14 protein-coding genes are annotated in these 11,908 nt (G+C 76.0%); 7 read left to right on the forward strand and 7 right to left on the reverse strand.

The features are described 5' to 3' along the window. The first annotated feature begins 62 nt into the window (after positions 1 to 62). Both MW084_RS22875 and MW084_RS22880 read left to right on the forward strand, forming a co-directional pair. Positions 63 to 341 carry a hypothetical protein gene (locus MW084_RS22875; RefSeq protein WP_255115923.1) on the forward strand — a complete coding sequence of 93 codons (279 nt, stop codon included), beginning with the start codon at positions 63 to 65 and terminating at the stop codon, positions 339 to 341. Between the two features lie 277 nt (positions 342 to 618). Next, positions 619 to 1,203, forward strand: coding sequence for a DUF2867 domain-containing protein (locus MW084_RS22880; RefSeq protein ID WP_275563765.1), 585 nt, complete (start codon positions 619 to 621; stop codon positions 1,201 to 1,203). A 133-nt stretch (positions 1,204 to 1,336) separates the two neighbouring features. On the opposite strand, the gene MW084_RS22885 is transcribed toward MW084_RS22880, so the two are convergent. Further along, positions 1,337 to 2,107: a LysR family transcriptional regulator substrate-binding protein gene (locus tag MW084_RS22885; RefSeq protein WP_255115925.1), complete on the reverse strand. Its 771-nt coding sequence runs from the start codon at positions 2,105 to 2,107 to the stop codon at positions 1,337 to 1,339. A 57-nt stretch (positions 2,108 to 2,164) separates the two neighbouring features. On the opposite strand from MW084_RS22885, the gene MW084_RS22890 reads away from it, so the two are divergent. Both MW084_RS22890 and MW084_RS22895 read left to right on the forward strand, forming a co-directional pair. Next, positions 2,165 to 2,563: a DUF5997 family protein gene (locus tag MW084_RS22890; RefSeq protein ID WP_010475915.1), complete on the forward strand. Its 399-nt coding sequence runs from the start codon at positions 2,165 to 2,167 to the stop codon at positions 2,561 to 2,563. A gap of 283 nt (positions 2,564 to 2,846) precedes the next feature. Next, complete coding sequence (locus tag MW084_RS22895; RefSeq protein ID WP_010475913.1) at positions 2,847 to 4,337, forward strand: alpha/beta hydrolase family protein; 1,491 nt, start codon at positions 2,847 to 2,849, stop codon at positions 4,335 to 4,337. A gap of 153 nt (positions 4,338 to 4,490) precedes the next feature. On the opposite strand, the gene MW084_RS22900 is transcribed toward MW084_RS22895, so the two are convergent. From MW084_RS22900 to MW084_RS22925, 6 genes are all read right to left on the reverse strand, one after another. Next, the gene (locus MW084_RS22900; protein ID WP_010475911.1) at positions 4,491 to 5,684 is read right to left on the reverse strand and encodes an ABC transporter ATP-binding protein; all 1,194 of its coding nucleotides are present in this window, start codon (positions 5,682 to 5,684) and stop codon (positions 4,491 to 4,493) included. Between the two features lie 57 nt (positions 5,685 to 5,741). Continuing rightward, the gene (locus MW084_RS22905; RefSeq protein WP_010475909.1) at positions 5,742 to 6,575 is read right to left on the reverse strand and encodes a carbohydrate ABC transporter permease; all 834 of its coding nucleotides are present in this window, start codon (positions 6,573 to 6,575) and stop codon (positions 5,742 to 5,744) included. Next, positions 6,575 to 7,513, reverse strand: coding sequence for a carbohydrate ABC transporter permease (locus MW084_RS22910; protein WP_050986870.1), 939 nt, complete (start codon positions 7,511 to 7,513; stop codon positions 6,575 to 6,577). Before MW084_RS22910 ends, MW084_RS22905 begins: the two co-directional genes overlap by 1 nt. 8 nt (positions 7,514 to 7,521) lie before the next feature. Next, the gene (locus MW084_RS22915; RefSeq protein WP_338057724.1) at positions 7,522 to 8,787 is read right to left on the reverse strand and encodes an ABC transporter substrate-binding protein; all 1,266 of its coding nucleotides are present in this window, start codon (positions 8,785 to 8,787) and stop codon (positions 7,522 to 7,524) included. A 220-nt stretch (positions 8,788 to 9,007) separates the two neighbouring features. Beyond that, complete coding sequence (locus tag MW084_RS22920; protein WP_275563766.1) at positions 9,008 to 9,379, reverse strand: J domain-containing protein; 372 nt, start codon at positions 9,377 to 9,379, stop codon at positions 9,008 to 9,010. A 58-nt stretch (positions 9,380 to 9,437) separates the two neighbouring features. Further along, on the reverse strand, positions 9,438 to 10,124 hold the full coding sequence (locus MW084_RS22925) for a hypothetical protein (protein WP_010475000.1): 687 nt from the start codon (positions 10,122 to 10,124) through the stop codon (positions 9,438 to 9,440). Between the two features lie 135 nt (positions 10,125 to 10,259). Between MW084_RS22925 and MW084_RS22930 the strand changes: the two genes are divergently transcribed. The 3 genes from MW084_RS22930 (at position 10,260) to MW084_RS22940 (ending at position 11,620) form a co-directional block, all read left to right on the forward strand. After that, positions 10,260 to 10,700, forward strand: a complete 441-nt coding sequence (locus MW084_RS22930; RefSeq protein WP_010474998.1) for an Hsp20/alpha crystallin family protein — start codon at positions 10,260 to 10,262, stop codon at positions 10,698 to 10,700. A 66-nt stretch (positions 10,701 to 10,766) separates the two neighbouring features. Then, positions 10,767 to 11,162 (forward strand): DUF2267 domain-containing protein, encoded by a 396-nt coding sequence (locus tag MW084_RS22935; protein WP_010474996.1) that lies wholly within the window; start codon positions 10,767 to 10,769, stop codon positions 11,160 to 11,162. A gap of 59 nt (positions 11,163 to 11,221) precedes the next feature. Then, on the forward strand, positions 11,222 to 11,620 hold the full coding sequence (locus MW084_RS22940) for a DUF2267 domain-containing protein (RefSeq protein WP_010474995.1): 399 nt from the start codon (positions 11,222 to 11,224) through the stop codon (positions 11,618 to 11,620). Positions 11,621 to 11,908 lie beyond the last annotated feature (288 nt).

The following is an 11,908-nucleotide window of genomic DNA, read 5'->3' on the forward strand; positions in this document are numbered from 1 at the left end:
CCGCCGCGCACCGCGGCCCGTCCGGTGGTCGACTGGAAGGGGGACGTCGAGAGGAGCCGGCGGTGTACGTCCTTCGCATCGAGCACACGGCCCGCGACCACGCCGCCTGGAAGCAGGCGTTCGACGGCGACCCGCTGGGCCGCGGCGCCCCCGGTGTCCTGCGCCACCGCGTGATGAGGCCGGTCGCGGACCCCGGCCGGATCCTGGTCGACCTCGACTTCGACGACCTGGAGCGGGCCGAGGAGACGCTGGCGCGGCTGCGGGAGCTGCGGGCCCGCGTGACCGCGGCGACCGGCCCGAAAGCGGAGATCGCGGAGATCGTCGAAACCGACCGGCCCTGACCGCGGCCGGCGCGGAACCGGCCGCGCCCGGCCGTGCGAGCGGCCGGTCCCGCGCCGGGCGCCGCGCGGAGGCGGCGGTCCGCCCGCCCGTCCGTCCCAAGGGCGCGGGCCGCCCCGGGCCGCCCCGGGCCGCCCCGCTGTCGCGGTCCGTCCGCCCGTCCGACACGGGGGCGCGGGCCGCGGTCGCGGAGCCGTTCCCCTGTCCGGCCCGCCTGTGCGCCGGGGCGCGGACGGGAGTACCGTGATCTATACACCGGCGTATGAATAGAGGCCCGACATGAGGCTGGCACCCGCGGCCCACACCTCCCGCCCCTGGCGCATCCACGGCATCGCCCACGACTTCACCGTCCAGGACGTGTGGGCGCTGCCGACCCCCGGCGGCCCGGACGACTTCCCGCGCCTGCTGCAGGCGCTGCGGTCCGGCCGTTTCCCGGACGACTCGTCGCTGCCGGTCCGCTTCCTGTGGGAGGTCAGGCGCAGGCTCGGCGCCCTGCTCGGCTGGGACGGCGGGCCGGACGGCGGCGCGCGGTTCCCGTCGCTGGTGGAGCGCCTCCCCGCCGACCTGCGGGACCGGCCCACCGGACCCCCGCCGGGAGGGCCGTTCTCGGCGCTGTACGCGACGGACGACGAGTACGCGGCCGAGCTGGCCAACCGCACGGTCCACGCCGTCATGCACCTGGGCTGGGTGCCCGACGGCTCCGGCGGCCACCGCGGCCAGATGGCCGTCCTGGTGAAACCGAACGGGACGCTCGGCACCGCCTACATGGCCGCCGTCGCGCCCTTCCGCCACCTGGTCGTCTACCCGCAGCTGATGCGCTCGTGCGGGCGCCGCTGGGAGGCGCTCGCCGACGCCGGGCGGTGACGGCGCACCGCGACGGCCCCGCCGGGAGGCCGGCGGCGCGAACCGTTCGGCACGGGAGACCACGACGGGCCCCGCGCCGGACGGCGGCCCCCGCCGTACCGGGACCCGGGGCGCCGTAGTGCGGGGAGAGGGGTCAGGAGCGGCGGCGCGGCCGGCCGCGCCGGACGCCCTGCCCGGCGCCGGAGCCGCGCCGCGGGGTCTTCCCCGGCTGCCGCCCGCCGCCCCGGCGCCGGGCCGCGCCCGCGCCGTCGGCCGCACGGCCGGCCTCCGGCTCCTTCGCCCCGGCGGCCGGGCGGCGCCCGCGCGTGCTGTTCACCGTCCGCCCGCGGACGATCCCGATGAAGTCCTCCACCAGGTCCGTCGTCCGCTCCTGCGGCCACGACAGCGCCACCCGGGACTGCGGGACGCCCGTGACCGGCCGGTACGTGAGGTCCCTGCGGTGGTGCAGCCGGGCCAGCGACTGCGGGACCACCAGCAGCCCCACGCCCGCCGCGACCAGTTCCACGGCGTCCGCCGTCGTCGCGGGGCGCTCGAACGCGGGCCGCCCCGGCGGGTGCTCCCAGTCGAGCGTGTCGTCGAGCGGGTGGAACACGATCTCGTCGGCGAGGTCCTCGGCGGACACCTCCTCGACGGCGCTGACGACGTGGTCCCTGGGCACCACGACCACCGTCGTCTCGGTGTACAGCGGGATGGCGCTGAGGTCCGTCCCGTCGACCGGCAGCCGGAGGAGGCCGGCGTCCGCGCCGCCGCGCCGCAGCACGTCCCGCGCCTCGGCGGCGGGCACCGCGACGAGGTCCAGCGGCACGTCCGGCAGCCGCTCCCGCCAGATCCGCACCCACTTCGCGGGCGTCACGCCCGGGACGTACGCGAGCCTGAACGACGGGGGTCCTTCCGAGCCTGTCACCGGGCCAGGCTACCGGCCGCGGTCGGGAACCGCGCACATGCTCGATATCCTGGGGGCATGACGTCGCACCGCACCCCCCAGACGATGAAGCCCGCGACCGCGGCGAAGAAGCTGGGGGTCTACCTCGAAGCCACCCCCGCGGAGTTCCAGGAGGGTGCCGTCTCGCGCGACGAGCTGAACGCCCTGCAGACCGATCCGCCCGAGTGGCTGCGGGAGCTGCGGCGCAACGGCCCCCACCCCCGCCCCGTGGTCGCGGCCCGGCTCGGCGTCTCCATCTCGGGCCTCGCCCGCGGCGGGGTCACCGAGGCCCTCACCACCGACCAGATCGAGGCCCTGAGGGCGGAGGACCCCGAGTGGCTGCGCAGGGAGCGGGCCACGCAGGCGGAGGTCCGCAAGGAGGCCGAGCGGATCAGGGAGAAGCGCGCCGCCGAGCAGGGCGCCGGCCCGCGCCCCTGANCCCCGCGCCCCGCCGTACGAGCGGGGAGGCACATCCCGGCCCGGCCGCCCCGAAGAGGGGAGGCCGGGCCGAGCCGTGTCCCGCGCCGCCCCGCCGTCCGCCCCGGGCCGGGGCGACCACCCGGCGGGGCGACCGCGCCGGGACTCCCGCCGGTCCGCCTCCTCCCGCCCGTCCGCCGGGACGCGGCCCCCGCCGGACATCGCCTCCGGAAGCTCCTTGAACCTCCCCCGTGGGGGAGGTCCTAGCGTGCGCTGTGGCACCGAACGAGAGCGAGGAGGGCCCATGACGGCGTTCGTACTGGTGGGAGAGGTCTTCACCGGAGGGTGGATCTGGGACGAGGTGGCGGCCCTGCTGCGGGAGGCGGGCGCCGAGGTGCACGCGGCGACCCTCCCGGCGGACGCGGGCGCGGACCTGGACGCCCACGTCCGGCACGTGGCGGAACTCGTCGACGGGACCGCCGCGGCGCGGGCCGTGCTCGTCGGGCACGGGTACGGCATCCACCCCGTGCTCGGCGCCGCCGACCTGCGCCCCGCGCGGACCGCCCGGATCGTCCACCTGGACGCGGGCATGCCCCGGGACGGGGACCCGGCGCTGAACCTCCTCCCCGACGGGGCGGTGCGCGAACGGCTGCTGCGGCCGGACGCCGGGGACGAGCCGGTGGCGCCGCCCGCGGCGCCCGGCGAGTGGAGCCGCTGGGGGAGCGTCGAGGGCGTCCCCGCCGAGGCCCTGGAGCGGCTCACCCGGCTCGCCGTGCCGCAGCCGCCGCGCACCCTCACCGCGCCGCTCCGGCTGACCGGCGCGGCCGCGGGGACGCCGACGACCGGGGTGCTGTGCAGCGCCAACGGACCGGGCATCGCCACGGTCCAGGCGCTCGTCGACCTCGGGGACCCCCGGCTCCGGGCGCTCGCCGACCCCCGGGTGACGTTCTTCGAACTCGCCACCGGCCACTGGCCGATGCTGTCGGCGCCCCGGGAGCTCGCGGACGCCCTGCTCGCCGCCGCCGCCGGCGAAGGCCACCGGCTGACCCCCGCCGGCACCAGGACACCGCCGCACCTGCGGCCGTTCCTGCTGGACGTGCCCGAGCGGCGCCGCGAACGGCACGGCCGCGTCGACCTGTACCTCCCCGACGGCGCCGGCCCCGAACGCCCCTCACCCGCCGTGCTGTTCGTGCACGGCGGGCCGGTGCCCGCCGGGGCGCGCCCCACCCCGCGCGACTGGCCCGCGTTCACGGGCTACGGCGGGTACGTCGCCGGCCTGGGCGCCGTCGGGGCCACCGTCGACCACCGGCTGCACGAGATCGCCGACTACCCCCGCGCCGCCGGGGACGTGGCCGACGCCGTGGCCCTGCTGCGGGCGGACCCGCGCGTCGACGCCGACCGGATCGCGCTGTGGTTCTTCTCCGCCGGCGGGCTGCTGTCCGCGCCGTGGCTCGCCGCGCCGCCGCCGTGGCTGCGCTGCGTGGCGGCGACGTACCCGCTGCTCGCGCCGATGCCCGGCTGGGGGACGACCGGCCCGGACTTCCGGCCCGCCGCCGCGGTCCGCACGGCCGGCCGGCTGCCGCTGGTGCTGACCCGCGTGGAGCGGGAGCGGCCCGAGATCGCGGTGACCGTCGAGGAGTTCCTCACCGCCGCGGCCGGTTCGGGGGCGGCCGTCGAGGTGGTCGACGTGCCGGGCGCGCACCACGGCTTCGAGACCGTCGACCGCACGGACGGGGCCCGCGCGGCCGTGGAGCGGGCCGTGCGCGCGGTCCTCGGCCACCTGCGCGGCGCGTGAGGCACCCGCGCGGCGCGTGAGGTGCGGGGACACGTGGGGTACNGGGGCGCCGCGGCCCGGCGGGGCGCCCCGCGCCGCGCGGACCGGGCCGCGGGGCACCGGTACGGGGGGCCCGTCCGGTCCGGGCCCGCCCCGGACGGCCGCGCGGCCCCGTCAGCGCCCGCCCGGGGCGGCCTCGCGGAGGGTGAGGTTGGCACCGGAGCGCGGGTCGAAGACGTGCATGCCCGACGTGTCGACGTACAGCTCCGCCCGCTCGCCCTCGCGCACCCGGGTCGCCGTGCCGAGCCGGGTGATGATCTGGTGGCCGCCGCCCGCCTCGGCCGCCCCGGAGTCCGCCGCCAGCTCCGCCAGGTCCTCGCTCGGCGCGGCCTCCCAGCCCTCCTCGGTGAAGTACGCGTACACGTCGGAGCCCAGGGACTCCACGACGTCCACCGTCGCGGTGAACCGGGCGCCCGGCAGGTCCGGGTCCACCAGCGCCGCGTCCTCGAACGCCTCCGGCCGCAGCCCCACGATCACGTCCCGCGGCGCCCCGGCCCGCTCCAGCCGCCGGTACGCCTCCGCGTCCAGCGGAATATCCCCGACCGCGGTGCGCAGCAGGCCCTCCTCCAGCGAGGCGTGCAGGAAGTTCATCGCGGGCGACCCGATGAAACCGGCCACGAACAGGTTGTGCGGCTGCTCGTACAGGTACTGCGGTGTGCCGACCTGCTGGACGACGCCGCCGCGCATCACCACCACGCGGTCCCCGAGCGTCATCGCCTCGGTCTGGTCGTGCGTCACGTACACGGTCGTCGTGCCGAGCCGCTGCTGGAGCCGGGAGATCTGGGTGCGCATCTGCACCCGCAGCTTCGCGTCCAGGTTGGACAGCGGCTCGTCCATCAGGAACGCCTTGGGGTCGCGGACGATGGCGCGGCCCATGGCGACGCGCTGCCGCTGGCCGCCCGACAGGTTCGCCGGCTTGCGGTCCAGGTGCTCGGTGAGGTCGAGGATCCGGGCGGCCTCCTCGACCTTCTCCCGGATCACCGCCTTGTCGGTCTTCGCCAGGCGCAGCGCGAAGCCCATGTTCTCCCGCACGCTCATGTGCGGGTAGAGGGCGTAGCTCTGGAAGACCATGGCGATGTCGCGGTCCTTCGGGGGCTCGTCGTTGACGACCCGCCCGCCGATGCGGAGCGTGCCCTCGGTGATGTCCTCCAGGCCCGCGATCATGTTGAGGGTCGTGGACTTCCCGCACCCGGAGGGCCCCACCAGGATGACGAACTCCCCGTCGGCGACGGTCAGGTCGACGTCCCGCACGGCCACGGCACCGTCCGGGTACCTCTTGGTGATGCCCTCGAGAACGATCTCGGCCACTGTCGGTGCTCCTTGGAGGGAATGCCGTAGGGGATGGGGGGTCGGGCGGGCCGCCGGTCAGCCCTTGACGGCCCCCGAGGTCAGCCCGGCGACGATGCGCCGCTGGAAGAGCAGGACGAAGACGATGATCGGCACGGTGATCACCATCGCGGCGGCGGCGATCGAACCGGTCGGCTCCTGGAACTGGCTGCTGCCGGTGAAGAACGCGATCGCCGCCGGCACCGTCCGCGCCGACTGCGTGGAGGTGAGGGAGATCGCGAAGAGGAAGTCGTTCCAGCAGAAGATGAAGACCAGGATCGCCGTCGTGAACACCCCCGGCGCCGCCAGCGGCGCGATCACCAGCCGGAACGCCTGCGCGGGCGTCGCCCCGTCGACCTTCGCCGCCTTCTCCAGGTCCCACGGGATCTCCCGGAAGAACGCCGACAGCGTGTAGATCGCCAGCGGCAGCGAGAAGGTCATGTACGGCAGGATCAGCCCCGGCCAGGTGTCGAACAGCCCCAGCGCCCGCTCGATGTCGAACAGCGGCGACACCAGCGAGATCGGCGGGAACATCGCGATCAGCAGCGACAGGCCGATCAGCAGCCGCTTGCCGGGGAAGCGCAGCCGGGCCACCGCGTACGCGGCCATCGTGCCCAGCGCCACGGCGACGACGGTGGCGATCAGCGCGATGCCGATCGAGTTGACCAGCGCCCGGGTGAACTCCGCCGTCTCGAAGATCCCCCGGTAGTTGTCCCACGTCCACCTCGTCGGGACGAAGCTGCCGTCCGCGAGCGTCGAGGGGTCCTTGAAGGACAGCGCCGCGATCCACCACACGGGGATCAGCGCGTACGCCACGACGACGACGTTGGCGACCGTCCACCCGGTCACGTTCCGCTTTCCCGAACGGGCCATCAGCGGCCACCCTCCCCGGCCCCGGGGGCAGCCGCCCCGAACAGCTTGACGAACGCGAAGGCGATCAGCGCCACGCACAGGAAGATCAGCACCGAGACCGCCGACCCGATGCCGAGGTTGAGGGCGGTGAACAGGTTGTCGTAGCCGAGGATCGACACCGAGCCGGTGCCGTGCGCCCCGGCCGTCAGCACGTAGATGCTGTCGAAGACGCGGAACGCGTCCAGGGTGCGGAACAGCAGCGCCACCAGGATCGCCGGCTTCATCAGCGGCAGCGTCACCCGGGTGAAGCGCTGCCACCCGCCCGCCCCGTCCACCATCGCCGCCCGCAGCGTCTCCTCCGGCACCAGCGCCAGCCCCGCCAGGAGCAGCAGCGCCATGAACGGCGTCGTCTTCCACACCTCCGCCAGGATGATCAGGCCCAGCGCCGGCCACCGCTCCGTCAGCGGCGCCTCGCCGGCCGGCAGCAGCGCGGCGAGGTACCCGGTGCCGGGAGTCCATGCGTACTGCCAAGAGAAGGCGGCTACGACGGTGACGATGCCGTACGGGACGAGGACCGCCGTGCGGACCGTGCCCCGCCCCACCACCGTGCGGTGCATCACCAGCGCCAGCGCCATCCCGAGCACCAGCTCGACCGCGACCGAGACGACGGTGATGAACACCGTCACCCCGAACGCCTCCCACCAGAACGGCGACGACAGCACCGCCGCGTAGTTGTCCAGCCCCACGAACTCCGCCCGCCCGGGGAAGCGCAGGTCGTAGCGTTGCAGCGACAGGTAGAGCGCGTAGCCGATCGGGTAGGCGGTCACGGCCGCCATCACCAGCACGGCGGGCGCGCACAGCAGCCACCCGAGCCGGCGCTCCTGCCGCGCCCCCTCGGACAGCCCCGCGGCCGAGGACGGCGCACCCGGCGCCGCGCCGCCCCCGGCCCTCTCCTGCACCGCGTGCTTCACGGGATCAGCCCCTTCGACTGGAGGGCGTCCTCGATCTGCCCCTCGATGGTCTCCACGGACCGGCGGGGGTCGATCGCCGAGGGCGGGGACAGGGTGTGGGCGATGACGATGGACACGTTCTGGTAGGCGGGGGTGCGGGGGCGGACGCTGGCGTTCTCCAGCGCCCGGCGGATGGCGTCGGCGAACGGGTAGTTCCGCACGAACTCCGCGTCGGAGTACAGCTCCCGCAGCGTCGGCGGCAGCCCGCCCTTCACGGCCGCCTCGATCTGGTTCTCCCGGTTGCGCAGGCACAGCGCCGCCTCGAACGCCTGCCGGGGGTGGCGGGAGTACGCGCCGACCGCGAGGTCGTTCCCGCCGATCGTGGGTCTGGCGGGCCGTGCGGCGTCCACCCTCGGGTACGGGGCCCAGCGCAGGTGCCTGAACAGCTCGGGGTTGTTGGCCTTCATCGACGGGTGGACGAACGGGTAGTTCAACTGGAACGCCGCCCGCCCGGACTCCATCGCGAGCCGGTTCTGGTCCTCCATCTGGTTCGGCAGCGACGGGTCGGCCGCCGGGGACCTGGCGAGGTCCCGCATGATCGTGGCCGCCCGGACCGCCGGCGGCCCCAGGGCGGGGGCGGTCGCCCCGGCGTCGAGGATGGAGCCGCCCGCGCTGGCCACGAGCGTGTTGAACCAGACCGTCAGGCCCTCGTACTGGGCGCCCTGGATCTCGATGAAGTGGGGTCTGCCCTCGGCGGCCAGCCGGCGGGCGGCGGCCAGCATCTCCGCCCAGGTGCGCGGCGGCTTCTCGACGAGGTCGGCGCGGTACCAGAGCAACTGCGTGTTGGTGTTGTACGGGACCGCGTACAGCCGGTCCTTCCACATGCCGGTCTGCAGGGGCACCTCCAGGGTGCCCTGCTCGGCGCGGCGGCGCGCCTCGCCGGTCCACGGCCGGATCCAGCCCGCCTCGGCGAACTCGGCGGCCCAGGTGACGTCCAGGCCCATGATGTCGATGGAGGAGTCCTCGGCCGCCAGCCTGCGCACCAGTTGCTGCCGCTGCCCGTCGGCGGTGCGCGGCAGCTTGTGGTACACGATCCGGTAGCGGCCGTCCGCCGCGCGGGTGCAGTTGCGCGCCGCGGAGTCCAGCGCCCCCGAGTCGTCGGGGAAGTTGTACCAGTTCAGCACCGGGGCACCGGCCCGCTCGCCGGAACCGCAGGCGGCCAGCGGCGACGCCAGCAGCGGCAGCACGAGCAGCGCCCGCAGCCCGCGGGCCGCGCCGCGCACGCGGGCCGCGGACNNCCCGGCGGCGCGCCCGCGGGCCCGCCCCGGCCGCTGCCGGGCGGTGTCTTCGCGGACCTTTCCTGACATGGGGCCGACGGTAGGCCCCGCCGGCCGCCCGGGGCGCGCGGCGCAGGGGGCCGCGGCACACGGCCACCCGAGTGGCCGACCCCGGGGCCGAGGGCCGGCGGCCCGGCCGCCCTCGCCTGCGCGTCCCGCGGGAGCCTCAGTGTGGTGGCCGTATGCGGACCGGGCCCACCCACAGCAGTCCGCCGCCGGGTGCCGGGGGCTCCGCGCGAGGTGTCGGCCGGGCGGCCGGGCCGGGGCCCGGGGTCTCCGGCGCGCGGCGCCGGCCGGCGTCGTACGCCGCGCGCCGCGCCGGGTCGCGCAGCACCCCGTACGCGGCGACCACCGCGTCCAACCGCCCGGCGGACGCCCGGCGTTCGGTCTCGTCGCGGCCCGGGGCGCCGTCCGGGTGCAGGGCGCGGACGAGCCGCCGGTAGGCGGAGGTGATCTGCCGGGCCGACGCCGTGGGCGCCACCCCCAGCACCGCGTAGGGGTCGCGCCGGGCGCCGTCGGCATCCCGTCCCGTCGTCACCGTCGTCACCTCGCAGCGGTCGGTGTCGTCACGCGCTCCCCGGTCGCGGGCGGGCCGGTCAGCCCAGGGAGCGCCGGTCGTGGTCGCTGGCCCGGCGCAGCTCGTCCGTCCGCCGCGCCACGTCCTCGGCCCGCGCGGCCAGCTCCGGGTACCGGTCCCGCAGGTGCGGGGCGGCGTCGGCGAGCGGTCCGACGAGGCCCGCCGCGTCGTCGTCGGCGAGTGCCTCGGCGAGCCGGCCGACCGGTGACCGGGCCTGGCCGGCGAGGTCGTCGAGCGCGGTGATCTGCCCGGCGAGCTGCCGCAGGTCCGCGGCGTTGCGCCGGGCCCACGCGCTCACCGACCGGTCGGCGGCCCGCCGGTCGCGGGTCGCCTTGACCCGCTGGTCGCCCGTCGCGCCGTGGCCGCCGTCCGGCCGCAGGCGCAGGTACCGGCGCTCGGCCGCCTGCCGGCTGGCCACGCCGAGCGGGCCGGCCAGGTCGGCCCAGCTGGCGCCCGCCGTACGGGCCGTCTCGATGAGCGCGGGCTCCCAGTCCGCCAGGCGCCGCCGCACCTCCCTGAGCAGCAGCAGCGCCGCGAGAGCGTCCTGCGTGCCCGGCGAGGGGTCCTCCGGGCCGGTCCGCCCCCCGTCCGCCCGGGTGTCGTGCGCGGTGCGGATCGCCTCGTCGATCGTGCTCAGTGCGGCCGCGGCGGCGACGAAGGAACCGGGGGGCGGTGAGGGCGGCGCGGGCTGCTCGGCTTCGCTCACAGGGCCTCCTCCACGGGGGTGAACAGTCATCGTTTCGACGACTTGGGGAGTTGTCATCGTTCCGATGACATGTTACAACGGGAGACAGGTGAACGCATTGGCATGGAGTAGCCGAGCCAGTGGAGGTGTTTCACGATGTTGATGCGCACCGATCCGTTCCAGGAGTTCGACCGGATCGCCCAGCGGCTCCTCGGCGCGTCCGGGACGTGGTCGCGGCCCACGGCGATGCCGATGGACGCGTACCGCGAAGGTGACGAGTACGTCATCGCCCTCGACCTGCCGGGCGTGGACCCCGACGCCATCGACGTCGACGTCGAGCGGAACATGCTGACGGTGAAGGCCGAGCGCAGGCCGCAGGCGAAGACCGAGAACGTGCAGATGGAGCTCTCCGAGCGCCCCCTGGGGGTGTTCTCCCGCCAGGTGATGCTGGCCGACACCCTCGACGTGGAGAACATCAAGGGCGACTACGACGCGGGTGTCCTCACGCTGCGCATCCCGATCGCCGAACGCGCCAAGCCGCGCAAGATCGCCATCAGCGCCACCGGTGAGGGCTCGCGCAAGCAGATCGGCGGCTGACCGGACCTGGCCCACGGAGCGGGCGGGGGCCGACCGTCCCCGCCCGCGGGCCGGAAGGGGCGTGCGATGCGCATGAGGTGGGAGTCCTTCCTGGACGCGGTCCGGGAACGCGGCGAGTACCCGTCGCCGCACGAGGCGGAGCGCGCCGCCAGGGTCGTCCTCGCGCTGCTCGGGGCGCACCTGGTCGGGGAGGTGCGGACCGAACTGGCCGCCAGACTGCCGGAGACCTTCGAACTGATCCTGCTCAACCCCCTCCAGGCCGCCGAGCCCCTCTCCCCCGAGCGGTTCACCCGCGCCACCGCGGCATGGATCGAGGGAGCCACCGAGGAGACCGCCAAGTGGGACGCCGGCGCCGTGCTGAGCGTCGTCGCCGACGCCGCGGGCGACGACCTCATGCGCCGCGTCCTGCTCCAGCTCCCTCCGGGGTACGACCTTCTCTTCGGCCGCCCGCGGGCGGCCTGACCACCACAGACGACACGCGGTCGCCCACGGGCGCGACCGGGGAGGAAAGGCTTTCCAGCATGACGTGGCAGGAACTCGTGGACCGCATCCGCACCGCCGGCCGCTACGACTCCGACGCGGAGGCCGAGCGCGTGCTGCGGGCCGTGCTGACGGTACTGGGCGGCCAGGTCGTCGGCGAGGAGCGCTGCGAACTGGTGCGGGTCCTGCCCGCCGAGGCCGGCGCCCTGCTCGCCTCCCAGGTGCCGGTCACCGAGCCCCTCACCGCACCGGGGTTCGTCGACCACGTCGCCCGCGCGCTGGCGCCGTTCACCGTCGCCGAGGCCCGCTGGGCCACCTCCACGGTCCTGACCGTCGTCGCCGCGTACGCGGGCGACCCCCTCACGCGGCGGATCCTCGCCGGACTGCCCCGCGGCTACGCGCTCCTGTTCGGCCTGGCCGAACTGGCCCCCGCCGCCTGACGCGACGCCCCCGCCGGCCCGGACCGGGCGGCCCGCGGCGGGACCGGGGCNGGGGNNNGNTGNGNNAGGCNGCAGGGCGCCGTGCGCGCGGCCACCACGTCCTGCGGCAGGGCGCCGACGGCGTCGGCGGCGAGGGCGCCGTGCGCGTGCGGCCGCCACCGCGACGGGGCCGGGACGTCCGCACGTGCCGCGGCCGGTACCGCCGTTCCGCCCGGGTTCCGCCCCGGCCGGGGCCCTGTCCGGGCTGCGGACCCCGTCGGCTCCCGTCCGCCCGGACCTCACCAGGCC

Origin of the sequence: Streptomyces sudanensis (assembly GCF_023614315.1) — a bacterium.
Lineage (GTDB): Bacteria > Actinomycetota > Actinomycetes > Streptomycetales > Streptomycetaceae > Streptomyces > Streptomyces sudanensis.

Coding starts and splice junctions, on each gene's coding strand:
- MW084_RS22880 (WP_275563765.1), top strand. CDS start 619: ATGAGGCTGGCACCCGCGGCCCACACCTCCCGCCCCTGGCGCATCCAC.
- MW084_RS22890 (WP_010475915.1), top strand. CDS start 2,165: ATGACGTCGCACCGCACCCCCCAGACGATGAAGCCCGCGACCGCGGCG.
- MW084_RS22895 (WP_010475913.1), top strand. CDS start 2,847: ATGACGGCGTTCGTACTGGTGGGAGAGGTCTTCACCGGAGGGTGGATC.
- MW084_RS22905 (WP_010475909.1), bottom strand. CDS start 6,575: ATGGCCCGTTCGGGAAAGCGGAACGTGACCGGGTGGACGGTCGCCAAC.
- MW084_RS22930 (WP_010474998.1), top strand. CDS start 10,260: ATGTTGATGCGCACCGATCCGTTCCAGGAGTTCGACCGGATCGCCCAG.
- MW084_RS22935 (WP_010474996.1), top strand. CDS start 10,767: ATGCGCATGAGGTGGGAGTCCTTCCTGGACGCGGTCCGGGAACGCGGC.
- MW084_RS22940 (WP_010474995.1), top strand. CDS start 11,222: ATGACGTGGCAGGAACTCGTGGACCGCATCCGCACCGCCGGCCGCTAC.